General features: G+C 41.0%; 21 protein-coding genes. 10 read left to right on the top strand and 11 right to left on the bottom strand.

All coding sequences use genetic code 11. The annotated features are described in order from the left end of the window. The first annotated feature begins 30 nt into the window (after positions 1-30). Positions 31-405, top strand: coding sequence for a hypothetical protein (locus tag LF817_RS09150; RefSeq protein WP_253935490.1), 375 nt, complete (start codon positions 31-33; stop codon positions 403-405). A gap of 26 nt (positions 406-431) precedes the next feature. Here LF817_RS09150 and LF817_RS09145 read toward each other — a convergent pair whose 3' ends face one another. From LF817_RS09145 to pxpB, 4 genes are read right to left on the bottom strand one after another with little or no spacing between them, the layout of a single operon-like run. Next, complete coding sequence (locus LF817_RS09145) at positions 432-1,619, bottom strand: NRAMP family divalent metal transporter (RefSeq protein WP_253935489.1); 1,188 nt, start codon at positions 1,617-1,619, stop codon at positions 432-434. Between the two features lie 35 nt (positions 1,620-1,654). Further along, complete coding sequence (locus LF817_RS09140) at positions 1,655-2,425, bottom strand: LamB/YcsF family protein (protein WP_253935488.1); 771 nt, start codon at positions 2,423-2,425, stop codon at positions 1,655-1,657. Beyond that, positions 2,422-3,423, bottom strand: a complete 1,002-nt coding sequence (locus LF817_RS09135) for a 5-oxoprolinase subunit C family protein (RefSeq protein WP_256558247.1) — start codon at positions 3,421-3,423, stop codon at positions 2,422-2,424. The genes LF817_RS09140 and LF817_RS09135 overlap by 4 nt, the downstream gene beginning before the upstream one ends. Further along, a complete protein-coding gene (gene pxpB / locus LF817_RS09130) occupies positions 3,416-4,123 on the bottom strand; it encodes a 5-oxoprolinase subunit PxpB (protein ID WP_253935487.1) in 708 nt (235 codons plus the stop codon). Before pxpB ends, LF817_RS09135 begins: the two co-directional genes overlap by 8 nt. A 235-nt stretch (positions 4,124-4,358) precedes the next feature. Here pxpB and LF817_RS09125 point away from each other — a divergent pair, with 235 nt between their 5' ends. Beyond that, positions 4,359-5,294, top strand: coding sequence for an LCP family glycopolymer transferase (locus LF817_RS09125; protein ID WP_253935486.1), 936 nt, complete (start codon positions 4,359-4,361; stop codon positions 5,292-5,294). Between the two features lie 78 nt (positions 5,295-5,372). Further along, positions 5,373-6,290, top strand: a complete 918-nt coding sequence (locus LF817_RS09120) for an NAD(P)-dependent oxidoreductase (protein WP_371925026.1) — start codon at positions 5,373-5,375, stop codon at positions 6,288-6,290. A gap of 55 nt (positions 6,291-6,345) precedes the next feature. On the opposite strand, the gene LF817_RS09115 is transcribed toward LF817_RS09120, so the two are convergent. Continuing rightward, positions 6,346-6,762, bottom strand: coding sequence for a YkvA family protein (locus LF817_RS09115; protein WP_253935485.1), 417 nt, complete (start codon positions 6,760-6,762; stop codon positions 6,346-6,348). Between the two features lie 95 nt (positions 6,763-6,857). On the opposite strand from LF817_RS09115, the gene LF817_RS09110 reads away from it, so the two are divergent. Beyond that, positions 6,858-7,871: a YecA family protein gene (locus LF817_RS09110; RefSeq protein ID WP_253935484.1), complete on the top strand. Its 1,014-nt coding sequence runs from the start codon at positions 6,858-6,860 to the stop codon at positions 7,869-7,871. A 47-nt stretch (positions 7,872-7,918) separates the two neighbouring features. Here the strand turns inward: LF817_RS09110 and fdhA are convergent, their stop codons facing one another. Together fdhA and LF817_RS09100 are read right to left on the bottom strand one after the other, a co-directional pair. Beyond that, complete coding sequence (gene fdhA / locus LF817_RS09105; RefSeq protein ID WP_253935483.1) at positions 7,919-9,133, bottom strand: formaldehyde dehydrogenase, glutathione-independent; 1,215 nt, start codon at positions 9,131-9,133, stop codon at positions 7,919-7,921. Positions 9,134-9,545: 412 nt separating this feature from the next. After that, positions 9,546-9,794 (bottom strand): GlsB/YeaQ/YmgE family stress response membrane protein, encoded by a 249-nt coding sequence (locus LF817_RS09100; RefSeq protein WP_253935482.1) that lies wholly within the window; start codon positions 9,792-9,794, stop codon positions 9,546-9,548. A 252-nt stretch (positions 9,795-10,046) separates the two neighbouring features. Here LF817_RS09100 and LF817_RS09095 point away from each other — a divergent pair, with 252 nt between their 5' ends. Continuing rightward, positions 10,047-10,214: an aspartyl-phosphate phosphatase Spo0E family protein gene (locus tag LF817_RS09095; protein WP_253935481.1), complete on the top strand. Its 168-nt coding sequence runs from the start codon at positions 10,047-10,049 to the stop codon at positions 10,212-10,214. Positions 10,215-10,329: 115 nt separating this feature from the next. Here LF817_RS09095 and LF817_RS09090 read toward each other — a convergent pair whose 3' ends face one another. After that, a complete protein-coding gene (locus LF817_RS09090) occupies positions 10,330-11,205 on the bottom strand; it encodes an LCP family glycopolymer transferase (protein WP_371925024.1) in 876 nt (291 codons plus the stop codon). 205 nt (positions 11,206-11,410) lie between these two features. Here LF817_RS09090 and LF817_RS09085 point away from each other — a divergent pair, with 205 nt between their 5' ends. After that, entirely contained in the window at positions 11,411-11,791 is a 381-nt protein-coding gene (locus tag LF817_RS09085) for a hypothetical protein (protein ID WP_253935479.1), read from the top strand. A 69-nt stretch (positions 11,792-11,860) separates the two neighbouring features. On the opposite strand, the gene LF817_RS09080 is transcribed toward LF817_RS09085, so the two are convergent. Both LF817_RS09080 and LF817_RS09075 read right to left on the bottom strand, forming a co-directional pair. Continuing rightward, on the bottom strand, positions 11,861-13,321 hold the full coding sequence (locus LF817_RS09080; RefSeq protein ID WP_253935478.1) for an esterase/lipase family protein: 1,461 nt from the start codon (positions 13,319-13,321) through the stop codon (positions 11,861-11,863). A gap of 759 nt (positions 13,322-14,080) precedes the next feature. After that, positions 14,081-15,295: an ROK family transcriptional regulator gene (locus LF817_RS09075; protein ID WP_253935477.1), complete on the bottom strand. Its 1,215-nt coding sequence runs from the start codon at positions 15,293-15,295 to the stop codon at positions 14,081-14,083. Positions 15,296-15,596: 301 nt separating this feature from the next. Here LF817_RS09075 and LF817_RS09070 point away from each other — a divergent pair, with 301 nt between their 5' ends. Genes LF817_RS09070 through LF817_RS09055 form a run of 4 tightly spaced genes read left to right on the top strand, consistent with a single transcriptional unit; the run spans position 15,597 to position 21,265 of the window. Next, positions 15,597-16,781: a galactokinase gene (locus LF817_RS09070; protein WP_371925023.1), complete on the top strand. Its 1,185-nt coding sequence runs from the start codon at positions 15,597-15,599 to the stop codon at positions 16,779-16,781. Then, on the top strand, positions 16,778-17,767 hold the full coding sequence (galE, locus tag LF817_RS09065; protein WP_253935476.1) for a UDP-glucose 4-epimerase GalE: 990 nt from the start codon (positions 16,778-16,780) through the stop codon (positions 17,765-17,767). Before LF817_RS09070 ends, galE begins: the two co-directional genes overlap by 4 nt. Positions 17,768-17,783: 16 nt before the next feature. Then, positions 17,784-19,295 carry a UDP-glucose--hexose-1-phosphate uridylyltransferase gene (galT, locus tag LF817_RS09060; protein WP_253935475.1) on the top strand — a complete coding sequence of 504 codons (1,512 nt, stop codon included), beginning with the start codon at positions 17,784-17,786 and terminating at the stop codon, positions 19,293-19,295. A gap of 17 nt (positions 19,296-19,312) precedes the next feature. Next, positions 19,313-21,265, top strand: coding sequence for a beta-galactosidase (locus LF817_RS09055; RefSeq protein ID WP_253935474.1), 1,953 nt, complete (start codon positions 19,313-19,315; stop codon positions 21,263-21,265). A 237-nt stretch (positions 21,266-21,502) separates the two neighbouring features. Here LF817_RS09055 and LF817_RS09050 read toward each other — a convergent pair whose 3' ends face one another. After that, positions 21,503-22,204: a DsbA family oxidoreductase gene (locus tag LF817_RS09050; protein WP_253935473.1), complete on the bottom strand. Its 702-nt coding sequence runs from the start codon at positions 22,202-22,204 to the stop codon at positions 21,503-21,505. Positions 22,205-22,324 lie beyond the last annotated feature (120 nt).

Below are 22,324 nucleotides of genomic sequence, written 5' to 3'. Positions count from 1 at the left end.
TCGCCCAATCTAATTTAAAGGGGAATTGACATGAAGATTTTAGTAGCATTTCTAATGCTATTGTTAATGAATGGCTGTGGAGTTGAGTATTCGGATTTAGATATGGTTCATAAGACTTTAGCTGAAGAAGTAGAGGTTTCGACGATTCGCTTTGTAGACGGGGAATGGATCATGAGTCATGATTTAGAAATGAAAATTGAAGAGGCGTTAGGGGAAAGTCCTCAGGAAGCAAATGAAGAGGCACTTTACAATGTCCTGTCAAAAGATGACAGACTAAGAGATCAGTATTTGACTGAATTATACAAAGTATTGGATCACAAGGTGAAAATCGGTGTTATAACGATTGAGGAAGCAAATGCTCAAAAAGAAACGATGGAGTTTATATTTGATGTAAAACAGCCGTGACTTTCGCCGCGGCTGTTTTACTTTAATTATTCAAATAATGAAGGGATTCCATCAATAAGAGTATAGATACCCATATAAGACATAGCAATGACTACGAAAATACCAAATACAGTCATCCAAATCGGGTGTTTATACGTCCCGACAATTTTAGATTTATGAGCTGCGATAAGCATAACTCCAAGAGCGATAGGTAGAATAAGACCGTTTACGGATCCTACGAGAACAAGAATGCTGACCGGTTGCCCGACAAACGCAAATACAAGAGTGGAAATAGCAATGAAGCTGATTGTTAAATATCTGTGGTTTCTCTCTAATGTTGGGCTGAAAGTCCGTATAAAAGAAACTGAAGTATAAGCTGCCCCTACTACAGAGGTTACTGCAGCAGCCCACATGACCACTCCGAACATTTTATATCCGATATTTCCTGCTGCTAATTGGAATACTGAAGCTGGAGGATTCCCTTCATCTAAAGCAAAACCTTGTGACACGACGCCTAGTACGGCTAAGAATAAGAAAACTCTCATTATGGAAGCGACTCCAATGGCATAAACGGAGCTTCTAGTTACTTCGGGTAAGGCTGATTTTCCTTTTAAACCCGCTTCAATTAAACGGTGTCCGCCAGCAAATGTAATGTATCCACCTACCGTTCCACCCACTAAAGTAACGATGGCTAGAAAATCAATGGTGTCAGGTACGAATGTTTTAGTTACCGCTTCTCCTACTGGAGGCTGAGCAGTAAACATGACATAGATAGTAAGTCCGATCATAACGAATCCGAGGATCTGTGTGAAACGGTCCATGACACGTCCAGCTTCTTTTACTAAAAAGATTCCAATAGCTAAGACACCGCTTAATACAGCACCGAGTTGAGGAGAAATACCAAATAGTACATTTGTACCAAGTCCTGCCCCGGCGATATTTCCTATATTAAAGGCAAGTCCTCCGGCTACTATAAGAGCAGCCAAAAAGTAACCCAAGCCAGGCAGGACATCATTTGCGATATCCTGGGCTCTTTTCTCACTGACAGCGATGATGCGCCAAATGTTCGTTTGCGCTCCGATGTCGATAATGATGGACATGAGGATGACGAAGCCAAAACTTGCCAACAGCTGCTCAGTAAATACTGTCGTTTGGGTTAGAAAACCAGGCCCGATAGCTGAGGTAGCCATCAGCATAGCAGCACCTATTAATATACTTCGATTCGAATTTTTCATAGATGTACACCTTTCTATGTTGATATAATATGTTGTTATAGTATGGTACTGATTTTTTTCACTTCAATTCCAGCTTCGTTTAAAGTAGATGAAATGTTTTTGGCAAAATCCAGGGCATGAACGCCATCCCCATGAATACAAATGGTTTCAGCCAAAATGGACAGGTCTTCTCCCTGTATAGTTTTTACTTTGCTTTCTTTTATCATACGTACAACCTGTTGGATCGCTTCATTTGAATCAGTGATGAGAGCATTAGATTCTGTTCGTGCCGTTAAAGATCCATCGTATTGATAAGTCCTGTCGGAGAAGACCTCATTGGCTGTCTTTAACCCGACTTTCTTGCCGGCGTTCACAAGTTCACTTCCGGAAAGTCCAAATAAGATAAGTTGGGAATCTACATCGTAGACTGCTTCAGCGATTCCTTCTGCTAAAGATGCATCTTTAGCAGCCATATTAAAGAGAGCGCCGTGAGGTTTTACATGCTGAAGCCGTGCGCCTTCTGCTTTAACAAAACCATTCAATGCCCCGATTTGGTAAACGACAAGGTCATATGCTTCTTTTGGAGAAATACTCATATTTCTGCGGCCAAACCCGACAAGATCTTGTAAGCCGGGATGGACACCGAGGCCGACTCCTTTTTCTATCGCTAATTTTACTGTTTTTCTCATAGTGGCGGGGTCTCCTGCATGAAATCCGCAGGCAATATTAGCTGAAGTGACAAAATCAAGTATTTCTTCATCTCTTCCCATTTCATAAGTACCAAAGCTTTCTCCCATGTCGCAGTTGATATCCACTGAATAACTCATGAAAATGCCTCCTTTATTTTTAATGAAATAGAACGTTTCAATAATTGGATGGAGTGTTCTTGCTCTAAATAAGCTTGCTGTGCTTCTTCGAGAGAGACTTCTTTAAAGGAAAGCTGCTCTCCTGGTTTGGTTTGACATAGAACAGGCAGGTCTACACTTGCGACTTGTCCTATCTTTGGGTAGCCACCGGTCGTTTGTCGGTCAGCTAATAATATAATTGGATTACCATCCGGTGGAACCTGAATCGACCCGAATGCTACGGCTTCAGAAATCAGTTCCTTTTTGGCTTTCAAGAAAAGCGATGCCCCCTCCAATCGATAGCCCATCCGATCGGATTGAGAGGAGATTTTGAAAGATTCAGAGTATAATGCTTTCTGGCTTTCTTCTTTGAACCATTCAAACTGAGGTCCTTTAATTAATGAAATGACTGGACGTGAGGTATAGTTCGGAATCATATCTGAAGCAATAGTCCAATCTGTTTCATTAAAAAGTAAATCTTCTGTACTTGCCTGTGACTGTGAATGATCAGCAGAGGACCTTCGTAAAGGAATGACATCCTCTGATTGCAGAGGCCTTCCTTTGTATCCTCCAATTTGGGCGCGTATGTAAGTGGAACGGCTTTCCATAACTTTAGAAATATCCAAACCGCCTGCAAATGCGATATAAGCGCGGCAGCCGGTCTTAGGCTTACCGAACTTTAAAACAGCTCCTGACTTTACAAAGATCGCCTTCCACATGCCTACTTTTTTCCCATTGATGTCGGGAGACAAGTCACCTCCGCAAATGGAAATCACTGTATCTTTTTTGAATTCGATCACGGGTCCGAGCAGTGTTGCTTCTAGGAGTGCTTCTTCTTCCTCATTGCCGACTAGAAGGTTAGCGAGACGATGAGCGTAAGTGTCCATGCTTCCACTTACAATGACTCCATACTTCTGATAACCTGTCCTGCCAAGATCCTGAATCGTCGTCAACAGTCCGTCTTTCAGAATTTTAATCATCAGAATGCTCCTCCCAGTTTATATACTCTTCTTCACTGATCTGCTTAAATTTTATTTTATCTCCAGCTCGGAGGAGACTAGGGGTGTCCGCTTCAGGTGTAAAGAGCTTCTTAGGCGTTCTACCAATCAACTGCCAGCCTCCAGGAGTTTCTATCGGATACACTCCTGTTTGCATTCCTGCAATCCCTACTGAACGTTCTGGAATCGTTAATCGAGGGGAATCTCTGCGGGGAGCAGCAATTTTTTTCGACATGCCCCCTATAAAAGGAAATCCTGGTGCGAATCCAATCATATAGACGGAATAATCTCCAGAGCTATGAATGTCTATAACTTCGTCTGTACTAAGTGAATTGTGTTCAGCAACAAATTCAAGGTCTGGGCCAAAGTCTCCTCCGTAGCAAACTGGAATTTCGATAGTCCTCGGCTCACCGGCCGTCTCTATAGTGATGCTGGACATGAGTTGCTCTATTTCCATTTCTGCTGCTTGATAGGGCAGCACGTCCTCTTGGGCTAACATTGTCGGACTGTAGAAAATGGTCACTGTCGTAAAAGCAGGGATATATTCGATCATCCAGTCAGGCTGCTGTTCGTCGAGCTGCTTAGATAGTACTTGGACCTTACGCTGGGCTTCTTCATTAATCTCTTTACTTATTGTCAACACAATGGCCTGGTCACCTAATGGGGAGATAGTATAGTCCAACTTTTCACCTCATTTCGAGTTTTTTTAAAAAAAGTATTCAGAATTATATACTAAATTATAAGGTATCATATATATAGTGACAAATGCATTATCTTACAAGTTTGGCTTTTAATTTAAGCATTTTATACATGTTGTATACATGGTTCATCACAGATGAACTTTGAAATTACAGTACATTTATGTTAAGTATTAATGGTGTATGTTTTATTGAATAGTTAAAAAGTAGGGGGTTCTTATGGCTTCAAGACGAATTAATAAAAGAAAAAAGAAGAAAAAGACTTGGCTTCTCGTCACTATTTCTGTTGTTTTATTATTAGCAGGAAGCGGGGCAGCCTATCTCTACTCTGTTTTTAATAATGTCAAAACGACAGTAGACGACGAGATTCATGAAGAAGTCAGTGGTATAGATAATGATGAGACGAAAGAAAAAGTTAAGGATGAAGAGCCAATTAACGTTTTATTACTAGGTGTGGATGAACGGGAAAATGATTCTGGACGAGCTGACACTATGATTGTATTGTCTCTTGATCCGGCCAATGATCGCATGCAAATGGTCAGTATTCCAAGGGATAGTCGCACGGAAATTGCAGGCGAGGGAATGACGGACAAAATAAACCATTCCTATGCTTACGGCGGCAGTGATATGTCAGTGAATACGGTAGAAGATTTTCTTGATATCGATTTGGATTATTATGTTCGTATGAATATGGAAGGCCTTTCTCAAATGGTTGATGCTGTTGGGGGGATTGAGGTTACGAACGATCAAGCCTTCTCTCAGGGCGGCGAAAATTTTGATGAAGGAGAACTTACGCTGGATGGAGAAGAGGCACTTGCTTATGTACGCATGAGAAAGGACGATCCAGAAGGTGATGCCGGACGTAACGATCGACAGCGTGATGTTATCCAGGGCACAATCAATCAAGGCGCAAGTGTTAATGTAGGCAGTAAAATCGATGACATTATGAATGTGCTTGGTGATAATGCGGCTACTAATATGAATTTTGATGATATGAAAAACTTAGCCACCAATTATCGGAGTGCCCGTCATGATATGGAGACTTACCAGATGAAAGGGGAAGATACGTATATAGATGATATCTATTATCTGAATGTCCCTGAATCTGAGATTGAAAACACTCGTGAAAAAATCAATGAATATGCTCCCAGCTAATGAATAGAGAAGCTGCCTCAAATTGATGGATATGATCAATTGAGGCAGCTTTCTTCATGGGTTTAGAAAATGATTTTTATGTTATATTATGAGAAAGAAGTATCTGGGAGGGACTTAATATTGAATAAAAAAGATAAACCCGTGCTCGGATTCATCGGTACAGGAGTCATGGGGAAGAGTATGGCGAGCCGATTACTGAATGAAGGTTACCCCGTACATATTTACACGCGAACACGTGAAAAAGCGGAAGAGCTTTTGGAAAATGGCGCGACCTGGAAGTCAAGCGTGGCTGAAATAGCAACAAGCTCTGATGTGATTCTTACTATGGTAGGTTATCCAGAAGACGTAGAGGAAGTCTATTTTGGAGACGATGGTCTACTGCATAATATACGCTCTCAATCCATCTTGATCGACATGACGACTTCTTCACCCGATTTAGCAAAGCGTATTGCTGCAGAAGCTCAATCTAACCACTCGTGCGCGATGGATGCACCTGTTTCTGGAGGTGACATCGGAGCACAAAAGGGGACGCTTTCGATCATGGCCGGGGGAGAAAAGGAGACGTTCGAAAAAATGCTTCCTATCTTTGAAACTTTAGGAAGCAATTATGTGCTGCAAGGTCCTGCGGGTGCAGGCCAATTTACAAAGATGAGTAATCAAATAGCTATTGCATCCACGATGGTCGGGGTTACAGAAGCGCTCGTATATGCTGAAAAGTCCGGCTTGGATCCAGATACCGTGCTGAAAAGTATAAGCGGAGGAGCGGCTGGAAGCTGGTCTTTGGATCATTTGATTCCTCGTGTTATCAAGCGCGATTTTTCACCAGGTTTTTTTATTAAGCATTTTATAAAGGATATGAAAATTGCCATAGACTCTGCAGAGAACATGGAACTTGATCTGCCTGGATTGAAACTAGCCAAACATATGTATGAACAGGTTTCAGAAGCTGGTGAAGAGAATAGTGGTACGCAGGCGCTGTATAAGTTCTATCAATGAATCCAATCAAATGAAAAGCTGTCCCCTTAACAGGGACAGCTTTTCGTTTATAGCTTTAAGATTCAGCCGCTAAATTTTCTTCTCCTACCCATACCTTATAATCGTTCAAGTCTGCACGTACTTGTTTAATTACTAGATTAAGAATATAGACGTCGTCTATAAGACCAGCCACAGGTATGAAATCAGGTATAGCATCGAAAGGCATAATAAGATACAATAAGCCTCCGATTATGGCAATAATGGAACCGACAGGAGCATTCCTGTAATCACCGCGTATCCAATCCCTTACCATATTGAACATCAATTGAAGCTCGTGCCAAACTTCAGAAAGAGGCCCCTTATTATTAAAAGACTTATTCCTAGCCTGATCTATGACTTCTTTTGTTTTCTGTGGGTTTGTAATGATCTTGCCAGCTCTACCCTTCAGCTTTTCGAAGATTCGGCGAGCCTTTCCTTTTTTTGATTTCTTCAATGGTAATGCCTCCTTAGTATAAACAGTGTTTTTCCCCTTTACCTTAAAATCGTATATAATAAACTATAAGAATACTATTTGAGAGGAGAGTGGTTATGGCTAAAGTGGGAAGAAATGATCCTTGTCCGTGCGGCAGCGGGAAGAAGTACAAAAAATGTCATGGACAGACAAACGTCATCGAGTTTCCTTCAAAGAGAGTAGAAGAAGAATTAGATCAATACTTCTTGCAATTCCAGGATTTCATGTATGAAGAGTATCCGCATGTATTCCCTCGTTCAAAGCCGACTACTGAGGAAGAAGAAGTAGAGCAGTTCATAAAACTGTTATATAAAGGTTTATTCGAAGTTCAAAAGGGCGGGGCTACGATTTTTCAGCAGTTCCTGAACAAAAGAGAAGGAACTATTCTAAGGTCTCTAACAGCAAGAACTCTTAGGTCATGGGAGCAGACAAAAGCCAGTATATTCAAAATGATTAACATAGATGAGAACGGACTGATTGAGGTAGAGGATCTGCTTTTTGGGGGTACTTATAAAGTTGATAGAAAAAGAATTCCATTAAAAGAAGAAGACTTTAATGTTGCTCCATACTATACAGGTATTCTATTGAATTGGGGATCTTTCTATAAATTCGCACCTATGGCTGTCCCTATTGAAATAACTCAGTATAAAAAGATTCGTGAAACGTTAGAGAAGTCTTTCAAAGTACAATCTAACTTTTCTACTTTAAGCTTGTACTTCCATAGTACCTTCTTAGAGCAGCTGCCCCAGTGGATTTTCAAGGAGGAAGAGGAGATAAACGATTCCTCTGAGAAGGAAGTCCTTACCATACTAGAGACAACTATGGAGTCTTCGCTTACTAATCTTGATTCCTATCGGCAGTTGATTGACATGTGGGTGAAGTACTACCAAGACAGGGCTCCGGTTATTAGAAAACCGGCTGTATTTTCCGCTGCTCTGGAGTATTTCTATAAGGATTCTTCCCATTTCAATATAGCAAAGGAAGTTTCTCAAAAACATATCGCCGAAAAATATGGTGTCAGTACTAATAGTATTTCGAAGAGATATAGTGAATTTGAATATTTTTATTCCGAGAATAAAAGTCTATTCTAATAAAGCAAAAAAAGGCCGTCCCAGCTATTCTGGAACGGTCTTTTTCATCAGCTTCTAATCAGATGGTGAGGATCTAATACAAATTTCTTAGCAGCTCCTTCGTCAAACTCTTTATATCCCTTAGGCGCGTCCTCGAGGCTGATTACAGTGGCGTTTACTGCTTTCGCAATGTCTGCTTTTCCTTTAAGGATGGACTGCATTAATCCTCTGTGGTAACGCATAACGGGGGTTTGTCCCGTTACGAAGGTTTGAGCTTTAGCCCAGCCGAGTCCGAAGTCGAGCTTTAAGGCGCCTCTACGGGCATCTTCGTCCGATGCTCCTGGATCTTCAGTCACGTATAATCCCGGAATACCGAGACCACCGCCTGCTTTTGTTACATCCATTATGGAGTTAAGTACGACAGCCGGGGCTTCTACATGACTATGGCCATGTGCCTCGAACCCGACACAATCTACTGCACAATCTACAACTGGGACACCGAGAATTTGTTCAATTTGTTCAGTAATATTATCATGTTCGCTGATGTTAATGGTCTCACAACCAAAACTTTTTGCCTGCGCCAGACGTTCCTCAATCAAATCTCCCACAATAACAACAGAGGCTCCAAGAAGCTGAGCAGAGTGAGCAGCTGCTAAGCCTACTGGTCCCGCTCCCGCTATATAGACGGTTGAGCCGATTTTTACTCCTGCCGTATAAGCCCCGTGGAAGCCTGTCGGAAAAATATCAGAAAGCATGGTCAAGTCGAGCATTTTTTCCATTGCTTCATCCTTATCGGGGAACTTTAAAACTTGAAAGTCTGCGTAGGGAACCATGACATATTCTGCTTGACCACCGACCCAGCCCCCCATATCCACATACCCATAAGCCGATCCTGGACGATCGGGGTTCACGTTCAAACAAATATGTGTTTTACCCTCAATACAGTTCACACATCTTCCGCAGGCAATGTTAAAAGGAACAGAAACTAAATCGCCATTTTTGACAAATTCTACATCACGACCTGTCTCTATCACCTCACCGGTAATTTCATGCCCCAGCACTAAGCCCTCGGGAGCTGTCGTCCTGCCGCGTACCATGTGCTGGTCACTTCCACAGATATTAGTGGATACAACCTTTAATATTACCCCGTGTTCACACTTTCTTCCTACGTTAGCTGGGTTGACCCCAGGCCCGTCCCGTAAAACTAATTCTGGAAAGTCAATATCTTTTACAGTGACATCACCATTTCCCGTGTAAGCAACAGCACGGTTATTTGTGGTCATACATTCTCCTCCTTAATTTACATGGGTTCAAGGTAGTTTGAATTGACAGACAGCGGGGTCACACGACATACAGCTTTCTGAATGAAAGAGTAGTTAAAAATGAAGTGAATATAGAGGAATTTGTTTTTTACAATATAAGACAAATTAAGCTGTATTCACTAGATACCCTTTCAAAAAAATCTCAAACTTGAGATTTAATGGATGTTCAATAACTAAATAGTCATCATTAAAAGAAGAGTAAGCCCCTCTAATATCCTGTATCTCCAGAGCAGCAGGAGGAAAAATATTTTCTAGTTCTCTGAAGGGAGTGTTTTCCCTTTAACAATTTACCAGGGCATGGTTATTCACCCAATCCAACACTTCCTATAATAAAAAAATCACTCACGAAAGTTGTGAGTGATAGTAAGTAGTTTTACTTTTTAGTATTCCTCATAATCAGACTGACGATAAAGACAAATACTATGGCTCCTAAAAGGGCAGGGAATATGGCTATCCCAGCTGCTTCAGGTCCAATGTGTCCGAGAAGTTCCCCGCCGATCCAGGCGCCGGCAATGCCTGCAATAATATTACCGATAATACCGAATGGAACGCCGCGACCTAACAATACTTGAGCGAGCCATCCGACTATTCCGCCTACAATTAAATAGAGTAAAACTCCCATTATTCTAACCTCCTTGGTTGCTGAATTCTTTTTACAATCGGTAGAGAACAAAAAGCGAGAGTTGCATGTATAATTCAGTGTATGATAAAGGAGTTATAGGTAGTACAATCAATTGATATGGAGATCATCAAACCGAGTGGGAAAAGCCGTTAATTCACAAAAACTTTACAATCAAACTGTCTACAATATTCTACAAATTCTGTTATAATGTTCATTATAGTAGAACCTCAATTTCAATAAGGGGGTACAAACTTGAGTAAAATTCAAGAATTAGAAGAACAGATCGAACAGCTTCGTTTAAAAATGTACAATTCATATGGGGACAATCCTTACGGTACTCAGGTTTTGAAGTTCTCTCGAGAACTTGACCATTTACTCAACCAATTAAATAAAGAGTCAAATATATCGTTAAATGACTAAGCACTTGTTTCCTTTATTTCTGGTCGCAGGTGTTTTTTTCGCTCATGTAAATGATTCCGATTTTTTCCCTACTCGTAAACAACGAAAAGCTCGCACTTTTGCAAGTGCGAGCTTTTTATGATCCGAAATTAGTAATCATTTTATGCGTTTTTTCAATTTCTTCTTGTGACATTTCAATCAAGTACATTCCAGAGCTCGTTTTACTGCTTCCCGACATTTGGTAAGTAGATGTTTCTTTCTGCGCACCCCGGTAATTAGTGGCGAGCCTCCTCATATCACTGAACTCCATGTTCGTGCTTACATTGTTCCCAAGCACTTCCATAATATCCCCCACTTGGTTCACTATATTAAGACTTGCCCCTTTGTTAATTACACCCTGGATGACCTGACGCTGCCTTTCATTACGTCCGGCATCCCCTTGAGGATCTTCCTTTCTCATTCTTACAAAAGCGAGAGCTTCTTCTCCTGAAAGCTGGACTTTTCCTTCAGGAAATTGATAGCCGTCGTACTGAAAGGCACGCGTGTTATTGACGGTAATCCCACCAACAGAATCAACAAGCTGGGAGAGGCCTTCCATATTGACTCTTGCATAATAATCGATTTCAATATCTAAAAAGTTCTCTATAGTATCTACAGTCATGTTACTTCCTCCGTAGGCATAGGAGTGATTCATCCTTGTTACCCGTCCGTCACCGATAATTTCAGCTTCAGTATCCCGGGGAATGCTGACCATCTGCATTTTTTCATTATTAGGATCCAGCGTCATGACAATCATAGTGTCGGAGCGGCCTCGATCATTTTCCCTTTCATCGACTCCAAGGAGAAGTATGTTCAAAGGATTCTTGTTATTTAATTTTTCCTTCGCCGCTTCACTATCAATGGCGTCTATTTCTTCGTGAAGCTCGGAATTGACTGTTGAACGAACATCATTAAATACATAAAGGCCATAAGCGCCAATAGATAATATGATTGCTCCTAATCCTACGAGCAATATCTTCCACCATCGGCCTCTTTTTCTCTTTGAACGCTTTCTGTCCTTCCGCCCCATACTTCCACCTCAATTAAGAAAATTAACTATAATTTACTTAATTATACTTGGATAGGTGTAAAATGTAAAAGTTATTTCCTGAAAATTCTATAAAAAACAGAGGTATGTTAAAATATAATCTAGTTTTATAGAAAGCCAGGTGGAGATTATGAGAGAAGTGATTCTTTTATTAGCTGAGGTTGTGAATACGTTCCATGAAATTATATGGGAAATATCTGACAGGTTAGGTTTGGGGTTGACCGATAAAGAGCTTCATTTTTGGGTTATAGGCATCCTTGGTGTAATTGGTTTATTATTTGTGGATTTGATTTTTCACGCGATTTCTAAATGGAGCATTACAGCTATTTCGTTTCTTTTCACTTTTGCTATGGTACTTGTATTCGTTTTTGCGGTAGAAATCCAACAGAGGATTACAGGAGCTGGGAATATGGAATTCGCTGACGCTGCCTATAGTATCCTTGGTTTCTTTGCGTTTTGTGCGGCTTATTTAGTAATAAAAGGAATATTCCGCTGGACTAGTAAATCTTAAGTATATTTGCTGCTGACTGCGGATTTCATGTGAATACAAAAACGCTGTCGATTAAAAGAAAAACAACGTTTATTTTAATAGGCGCCCATTAGCATCAACATAAACAGAGGTTACAATCGTTCGATTGAACGGGTGGTTATTTAACGTTTTTCCTTCTACATCAACAGTTATATTATAAACACCTTCACCCAGCGCTGAAAGATTTATTGAAGGGGAATTTTTAACATCGACCCACTCAACTTGCCTGGATATTTGTCTTCCATTCTCATAATATTCCGTTCTGATAGTCGACTTAATTTCTTTAAATTCTACTATTCCTGTTGCAAATGAGGCGAGACTTACTTCCAAATCGTTCTCTAACCCAAGCTTAATTTCGTTATTTAGAGGGCTGTCGAACTGGACGGTTAACAAATAGTTTTCTCTTTCAGAACTAGCCTTTACTCTCCATTCACCCTCTATAGGATTCTTTATTTCCAGGAATTGATAGTAACTTCCTTTGAGAAGAGTAGAGGCATCATCTGCAATGTTCATTAATAAAGTCTCTTTACCATCAGGAGCTGTAATGATGATGGTACTAGTTCGTCGATCACTCATCCAATTTACTCCTAGTTGAGCCACTCCACCTTCTACATGAAATATCTCTTCAGCTTCACCCTGATAACTCCCACCTCGCAGAAAGGTATCAGCTGGTAGTAATGCATTATCTTCAAAGATATGGATCTCGTCGCTTATCCGATCATCAAATTTATATAAATATTCATCTATTATTTCAAAAATAAAACTGCCTTGCTGAATTTCAAAATGGTTCCAATCTCCTACGTTTAATTCCTTTGAATAACGGAGCCTTGAGCTCTCTACGGTCACCGCTCCATCATTTTGACCGTAACTCTTTAAATACACTCCACCCCAGTATAAGGGAGAGCCAAAGGTGCCCCATCCTTTCCCTGCCAGCGTATATATAGGAGTTTTCAAAACATAAGGATGATCGTCCGTTTCTTCTTGGAAATATTTCATATACCCTGTCTGCAACGAGTAGGTGGCTTCATTTTTACTGCCGATAATTCCTGCGAGCCAGCCTGCCCAAGTGCTATACGCTAAGTCAGCTAATTGAGCGCCTTGATAAGGAGAAGAAAGAGCAATCAAGCGGTGAACATATCTGTATGCTCCAAAATGGACAAGTGCAGCTTGAGTGTCAATGCCCCCTTTGCTATGGGCGACCACGACCAGTTTTTCTTCAAAGTGCTGATGAATTTCTTTAAGCTTGCGGGTAAGGAGCTCTCCATTTTCCCACATATCTTTAGCCGGATACAGGTCGATAAAAGCCGTTTTAATACCATGTGCATAAGCAATGGCGTACATATCATTTTCTTCCCACCAAATGGAAGAAGAACTATTTAATCCGTGTATAAAAACTACGGGCGATTTCTTTTCATTTTCAATGGGCGGGAGTGAACCTTCATACCATTGGCCAGGGGTACCTGGCGATGTGTTTTTTCCAAATGGATCTGCCTGAAATTGGGAAGATATCAATTATACGGCCCCTTTCTCATGGAATGGAATACGTTCTCTATTCATTATCTCTTGTTTGAAAATAATGTAAAGAAGTATAAGAAGTAAAGGTTCATTTTTACTAGAATTTTCTTAACAGAATTAACGAACACTCTGACACTGGAAAAGACTTCTGATCACTCATCAAAGCTGCGTATTCCAAGCTCTAGCGATTAGCGACTAACGATTTTTGTAAGTCAAGATCGAATCACTACGGGCTTCTTGTTTCCTTTATCTCTGGCAGCTCATTCCAGTTCATACGCCGCTGAACGAAGCGCTTTCGCATTTAAAAAGTAGCATCGCAGTTCCAATTCCTCCGTGCGAAGTAAGCGATAAAAAACGCTTTTACTCAGAAGAAGTGTTTTTCATGCCTCTGTTCTTTCAAATTATAGAGCTTTATTGCAAGGTTATGCAGCCTGAGATACTTGGACCGAGAATCTGTGTACTAACAGAAATGTCTGCTTTTGTTGAAGCGGTTTCGAGATACTTATATGGCAGAGGGGCGGAGGGAAACGGTGAGACTCCTGGGGGAGGAGCGGGACAGGTGAGACCCCGGAGAGCGAAGCTCGAGGAGGCTCAGCGCCCGTCCCCCGGAAAGCGATCCGTTTCCCGGACCCCTAAAGTCTCATGATGTCTCGAAACTGAGTCTTCCGGAGCTTATGTGTAATAAATTAACACGCAGTTTTAACTGAGCAGATGAATAAATGAAAAGGTGCATTCTCAAAAATGAGAATGCACCTATTATTTTTGAGAAAAAAATTCCTCTAGAATGAGTACACAAGCACCAATTGCTGATGCTTGCTCACCAAGCATAGAAGGTACAATCACGGTTTCTCTCCCTTGATCAGTTAGACCTCGAGACATAATTGTTTCTTCAATCCCCTTCATTAGAAATTGGCCGGCTTTCGAGACTCCGCCGCCAATAATGATTTTTTTAGGGTTCAAAGTGTGAATCAGGTTGGTAAGTCCAACTCCCAAATATCGGCCTGTCTGGTGGAGGAGTTCAATGCTGAATACATCTCCCTGCTTAGCAGCATCATAAACGATTGCCCCGTCAACTCGTTCCAATTGGTCATCGACGAGTTCCCGAATTAATGAGGATTTTCCTAACTTCAATTCCTTAGCTGCTCGTTCAGCAATGGCTGGTCCGCCTGCTAATGCCTGAAGGCACCCATAATTCCCGCAAGTACATTTAGGCCCGGATAAATCAATGGTTACATGTCCAATTTCACCCGCTAAACTATTTTCTCCATGAAAAAGCCGCCCATTTATCATCACCCCTGCACCTATTCCGTGCCCAACATTGACTCCTACAAGGTTGTCAGCTTCATTTCCATTTCCGAACCAGGATTCCCCTAGAGTCATCGTTCGGGCATCATTTTCAACTTTAACAATCATGTTGAATTCCTTTTCTAACCTCTCCTTAATAGGAATGTTGTGAAGGCCGAAAGAAGGGGCAAACAGAGAAACCCCATTGGTCGTATCGACGATACCATGCATACCTATGCCAATGCCTATAAATTTGTCAGGCGGTAAACTTCCGCATTCGATAGTTTGATGTATGCCTTGTTGTAATGTATTTATAATTTCTTCGCTTGTAGGGTTATCTTTTATTTCAAGTTCTGCTGAATCTTTTAATTGTCCAAATAAATTCGTCACTACCAAATTCATTTTATAACGGCCTACATCAATTCCTATTATATAAAAATGGTCGGCATTAATTTCTAGTAAAGTAGGCTTTCTTCCGCCTTTTGAAGCTCCTTGAGTGGTCTCGATCACGAAGTCAGCTTCAATCAGTTCTTTGACGATATTGCTGACGGTGGGAGGAGTCAGACGCGTATATTTAGCGATATCTGCTCGAGATAAAGGCCCTTCTTCACGGATCATGTTCAGGATTATCGATCGATTCATCGACTTCATCAATTTGAAGCTGCCTCGGGTGTATTTTTTGTTCATTCATACTCCTCCAATATACTAACTTTATCCTCCATCATACCATAATAGTTAATTAAATAAATTTATAAAGGGGGAGGAGGTTAAATCCTTCATATTTTAAAATGATCACGGAGCAGTGAAGAATTTATTGAGCTATAGTAAGTAAGTTGTTGTTCTATTTCATTTAAATAAAGTCTTTCTTTTCATGGATAACTATGCTACATTTACATTAGTTAATTAAATAATTTTATTAAGTTTTCTTCAAGTTACTATAGATCACTTGTAATGAAGAAATAGATAGTATAGAAAGGGGCAGAGGGAAATGGATATGGATCAATTGAAACAAGCCTTTCAGGAGTTCATGGATCAAGGGGAAGAACCGAAATCTTTTTTTGCGCCAGGCCGTGTTAATTTGATTGGAGAACATACGGACTATAATGGCGGCAATGTATTTCCGTGTGCTTTAAGTGTGGGCACATACGCTTTAGCTAGAAAGAGGAACGACACAAAGCTTCGTTTGTATTCTCTCAATTTTCCAGATCTGGGGGTGATTGAAGCTGATCTCCATCAATTGAAATATGATAAGTCTCGTGATTGGGCGAATTATCCAATAGGTGTAACAGAAGTGTTGCAAAAGGAGGGCTTTTCCTTAGAAACAGGCTTTGATGTAGTTTACTACGGTAATATACCTAATGGAGCTGGTCTTTCGTCTTCTGCCTCGATTGAAATCTTGACAGCTGTCTTTTTAAAATCGCTGTTTAATCTCCCAGTTGATATGATAACGATGGTTCAACTAGCCCAAAAAGCAGAAAATGAATTTGTAGGTGTTAATTGCGGAATTATGGATCAATTCGCAATAGCAGCAGGCAAGAAAGATCATGCGGTCATCCTTGATTGCGATTCTCTGGACTACAAGCACGTACCTTTAAAGATGTCTGGCCTGCGTTTAGTTATTGCAAATACCAACAAACGAAGAGGACTGGCTGACTCCAAGTATAATGAACGTCGACAAGAGTGTGAGAAAGCTCTTTCCTTATTACAGAAGGAAATGGATATCCAAGCTCTTGGCGATGTAACGAATGAACAATTCGAAATGCACAGTCATTTGATTGAAGATCCTGTCATAAGAAGAAGGGCTAAACACGCTGTCTATGAAAATAATAGAACGATTTCCGCAGTTGATCTTCTTGAAAAAGGTGATATGAAAGCTTTCGGCCAATTAATGAATGAGTCACACATATCTTTGCGTGATGATTATGAAGTGACGGGGACGGAGCTGGATGCTCTTGTAGAAGCAGCCTGGCGAGAAGGTGCTATCGGGTCAAGGATGACAGGCGCTGGATTCGGAGGGTGTACAATCAGTATTGTAAAAGAAGATGAAATACAGGCTTTCACGGAGAGAGTTGGTAAAGCATATAGGGAAGTTACTGATTTAGAGGCTGATTTTTACACTGTAGAAGTTGGTGACGGTGCTAAAAAAATGAAAGAAGAGGAGGACATCCGATGAGTATTTTAGTTTGTGGCGGTGCTGGCTTTATAGGCAGTCACGCCGTCGTTAAGCTGATCGAGCAGGAGAAGGATGTGGTTGTCGTTGATAACCTTCAGACCGGTCATAGCCAGTCAGTTTTTAAAGAAGCAGCCTTTTATGAGGGAGACTTACGAAACGAAACATTTTTGAATGAAGTGTTTGAAAAAGAATCGATCGATGCCGTTATACACTTTGCTGCAGACTCTCTTGTAGGTGAAAGTGTGGAGGACCCGTTGAAGTATTACGATAATAATATGGGGGGAGCCATTTCTTTATTGCGGACGATGGCCAACCATGAGGTGAAAAAAATTGTTTTCTCTTCGACAGCAGCTGCCTATGGAGAGCCTGAGCAAATTCCTATTCAAGAAAGCGATTTGACGAACCCGACCAATCCTTACGGGGAAACTAAACTAGCTGTAGAAAAAATGTTGAAATGGGCTGAGCAGGCCCACGGTATTCAACATGTTATCCTGCGTTACTTTAATGTGGCAGGTGCAGACCCGAAAAGCCGAATCGGCGAAGATCATCGCCCTGAAACTCATTTGATTCCACTCATTTTGCAAGTCCCCCTTGGGAAGAGAGAGAAGATCATGATCTTTGGAGACGATTACGATACAAAAGACGGGACGTGCGTCAGAGACTATATCCATGTAAACGACCTTGTAGATGCTCACCTATTAGCTATCGATCGTTTAGAGGGAGACTCCGGAAGCGGCATTTACAATTTAGGGAACGGCCAGGGGTTTACAGTGAAGGAAGTAATCGATGCCGCAAGAAAAGTTACTAAGCACAAAATCCCCGCTGAAGTAGCTCCAAGAAGAGCAGGAGATCCAGCCCAGCTTGTCGCTTCTTCTGAAAAAGCAGCTCAGGAACTTGGTTGGGCTCCTCGCTATCCAGATATAGAAACCATCATCACTCACGCTTGGGACTGGTTCAAGAATCACCCTGAAGGCTATCATGAATAAAAAGGGGGAGTTGAAGGTGACTGTTTATAACAATATTGACCGATTGATCAACTATGGTTTACAAAAGAAGTTGATTTCTGTTTGGGATATAGATTACGTAAGAAACTCATTGTTTCATTTATTTTCATTAGATGGTGAAGCTTCTAGAATTGAATTTGATGGAAATATTCCAGAAACACCAGTAGAAATACTTGAGCAGCTACTTATGTACGCCCATGAGAGCGGCATGATAGATGGGGATTCCGTGACAGAACGTGATTTATTTGATCCGAAAGTCATGGATATCCTCACCCCAAACCCATCGGAAGTAATCAAGAACTTTTACCGAACTTATGAACAAAAAGGAGCAGAAGCTGCCACCAAATACTTTTACCAGTTTTCCAAAGACGTGCATTATATCCGTACAGATCGGATCGCCAAAAATATGCATTGGTATAGTCCTACCGAGTATGGAAACCTTGAAATCACTATTAACCTTTCAAAACCGGAGAAAGATCCGAAAGCTATTGCTGCTTCTAAAAAAGCTCAGAAGTCTAGCTATCCTGAATGTTTATTATGTAAAGAGAACGTCGGCTACGCTGGGCGTTTGGACCACCCAGCTCGGGATAATCACCGCATCATTCCAATGAATTTAACTGAAGAACAATGGTATTTACAGTATTCTCCTTATGTTTACTATGAAGAGCACGCAATTGTTCTTTCAAGAGAGCACCGTCCAATGAAAATTTCAAGGGCAGGTTTCGAACGCCTTCTTGAGTTTACCGAACAGCTTCCTCACTATTTCGTTGGATCGAATGCGGATCTTCCGATCGTGGGTGGATCGATTTTGAGTCACGATCATTTTCAAGGGGGAAAACACGACTTTCCGATGGCAAAGGCCCCTGTGGAAGAAACCTTCAATCTCAATCAATTTGAAGATGTTAAAGTGGGTATCGTGAAATGGCCGATGTCTGTGCTGAGACTTCGGGGTGGAGACAGAAACAGGCTGGCTGAACTTGGTGAACATATATTGGAATCTTGGAAACAGTATAGTGATGAATCAGTGGATATCTATCATTCTACGAACGGGAATCCGCATAATACCATTACTCCCATTGCCAGAGTAAGAGATGGAGAATTTGAGCTGGATCTCGTTCTTCGCAATAATCGGACTGACGAAGAGCATCCACTTGGAATTTTCCATCCTCATGAGGAAGTTCATCATATAAAGAAAGAAAATATCGGACTAATTGAAGTGATGGGACTGGCCGTGCTGCCAGGACGACTAGTAGAGGAAATGCAAGCTCTCGCTGAGTACACTTTAACCGGTGAGTTGAATAAAGCAGAGAAAGACGAACGGACAGCTAAGCATGTGCCGTGGGCAAGGGAAGTCTTGCAAAAACATAAAAATTTATCAGAAGCTACCATTCATGCAGTATTTAAAGAAGAGATAGGAAAATCATTTTCGACTGTACTTGAGCATGCTGGAGTTTTCAAGCGTGATCCAAAAGGCGCTCAAGCGTTTAGAACATTTATTGAACATCTGTGAGTTGAGGAGGAGTGTACATGGCTTATCTAGGAGTGGATTATTATCCTGAACACTGGCCTGAGTCTATGCTTAAAGAAGATATTCAAGGGATTAAAGGGCTGGGTGCAAATATTGTAAGAATAGGTGAATTCGCCTGGCATTTGATGGAACCGGAAGAAGGCGAGTTCGACTTTTCTTACTTTGAAAAAGTTATTGCCGAACTTAAGAAAAATGGAATGAGTGTAATGTTTGGGACACCGACTGCCACATTTCCGGCCTGGTTAGCATCCAAGCACCCTTCCATTTTATCTGAGGAACAAGATGGGCAAGTTCGGGTTTTTGGAGGACGGAGACAATATTGTTTCAATTCTGATATATACCGCGAGTACGCTGGGAAAATAACTCGGAAGCTTGTACGCCACTTCAGCGAAGAGTCTTCAATCATCTCCTGGCAGGTAGACAACGAATTTGGGCATGAAGGCAGTGACCAGTGTTATTGCAGCAAATGTCAGGACAAATTTCAGTCATTTTTAAAGAACAAATACGACACGATCGAATCTTTAAACGAAATGTGGGGAACGATTTTTTGGGGGCAGACGTATAACGGATTTGAAGAAATCCCTATCCCAAAAGTCACCGTAACTACTCATAATCCTAGCTTGAAGCTGGAATGGGCCCGTTTCCGTTCACATTCCGTAAACACTTTCACTCATGAAATGACGTCAATAGTTCGTGAGGAGAAAGGGAAGCATCAGGAAGTGACGACCAACGTATCAGGTGGTTTTTTCGATAAATCTTTTGATCATGCGGAAAATGTCAAAGAGATGGACTTTGTTTCTTATGACAACTATCCAGTCTGGGGCGGACTTGAAGAACCAATTTCCCCAGAAGCTATTGCCATGACCCATGACTTCAATCGTGGTCTGCTTCAAAAGAATTATTGGATAGTAGAAGAACTGATGGGTGCTCAAGGTCACGATGTAATTGGTTATCTCCCAAGACCGGGACAAGCGAAAATGTGGTCTTATCAAGCGTTTGCTCATGGATGCTCCGATATGCTTTATTTCAGATGGAGGGGTATGACAAAAGGAGCGGAACAGTTCTGCTATGGAATCGTTGATCATGACAATGTATATGGACGCAAGTATAAAGAGGTGCAGACTCTTTTCGAAGAAATTACTAATCATGAGGCCTTACTCGAATCACCTATTCAATCTGAGGTCGCTGTTTTGTATGATTATGACAATATTTGGTCATGGAAAGGGCAAATTCAAAGCAAAGATTTCGACTTTAATGATGAATTATTAAGGTTGTATCGTCCCTTTTATCAATTGAATACGAAAATTGATGTTCTGCCATCAGACCGTGATTTTGCTGATTATAAAATTGTTCTGGTGCCAGTTATGCAGGTTCTCGATGATCGATTAGCTGAGAGGTTGAAAGACTTTACTGAGCGGGGCGGGACCGTCATATTTTCCTTTAGAGCTGGACTTAAAGACAAAAACAACAATATTCGTTTAGGAGAACCGCTTCCCGGACCTGTCCGATCTTTAATAGGGGCACGTATAGAAGAAATTGAATCGCTTACAAGCAATCACCAATTGAAGGTGAGAGGTAAGGGAGATTTTTCAAATATTAACGCAGAAATTTCGGTCTGGAGGGATTTGCTTGTTTCCGAAGGGGCTGAGGTATTATACGAGTATACGGATTTCTTCTATAATCAATATGCTGCAGTAACTAAAAATGCTTTCGGGAGAGGAACTGTCTATTATATTGGAGGAGGTATAAGCGAAGAGCCACTTCTTGTTCTCGCAAGACAGCTTGTAGAATCTAATCAGATTAAGTACGTTGACTCTCCTGAAAAAGTAGAAGTTTACCAGAGGGAACTAGGTGAAGAAGTGTATTCTTTTATAATGAATCATAGTGAAGAAGTACAGAATTTCGATGGAGAAAAGTTGCAGCCTTTCGAGAGTAAAATTATAAAGAATTGAGGCAAGTATACTGTCGGCTCCGTTCCTGAATAGGGAGCGGAGTTTTTAAATTTAACTGTGGATGAAAGAGGCAGACCTAAGCCTGTACCCCGAGCATGAAATTGAAGACGAAAAGCGATTATTTGATATAGCTCCTGCTCGCAAGGTGCACCGAAAAAGCAGAGCTAGGATACGGTAAAATAATAAAGCTGTCCCTGTTCAGCGGGGGACAGCTTTAAAAAGAACTTAGTCGTGGACTTAGCAGCTTTCATCTGTACAGGAAGCTCCTCTTTCAGAAGTTAGTGATTGGAAGCTTGAAACCGATTTTTCTTCTTCCATTACTTTTTGTAAACTTTGGACGAATACTTCAGTCGGCTGAGCTCCGGATATCGCATATTTTCGATTAATTACAAAGAAAGGGACACCCTGAACTCCAATTTCATAGGCTTCGGATTCTTCGGAACGCACTTCCTGACTGAAATCTCCGCTTTCCAGAACTTCAAGAACATTCTCTTCACTTAAACCACTTTGAGATGCAACTTTCACTAACTCTTCACGGTCACCGATATCGATGCCATAAGTGAAAACTGCTTGAAACAGCTGTTCAGTCAGTTCTTTCTCCACTCCGTTTTGCTCTGCCAGCTTTGCAATCCTGTGAGCATCAAAGGTATTAGTGGGAATCATTTTGTCGAATTGAAAATTAAGACCAACTTCGGCTGCTTGCTGGGTCATATTTTTTGTCATTTCTTCCGCTTCCTGTAGACTTCGTCCGTATTTAGAAGCAAGCTTTTCATTTATTGACATGCCTGTATTTTTTTTAGCTTCAGGATCTAATTCAAAACTTTTATAGGTAATCTCAGCTTTCTCTTTTAACGATAGCTGTTCAAGTGCTTGTTCTAGCTTCCGCTTACCAATATAACAGAATGGACATACATAGTCAGACCAAACTTCAATCTTCATTTATATCACCTCACCATTATTTTAATCTTAACCATTATTAAAAGCTATTATTATGTTTTGTTACTAATGACTCAGATTATAGTGCTATATCATTAGGCGAGGGTGTGCCATAAGGAGTGT

It is taken from the genome of Halobacillus sp. A1, assembly GCF_024189295.1.
Lineage (GTDB): Bacteria > Bacillota > Bacilli > Bacillales > Halobacillaceae > Halobacillus_A.
The sequence above is the reverse complement of the archived record's forward strand: the minus strand, read 5'-3'. Positions and strand labels throughout refer to the sequence as shown.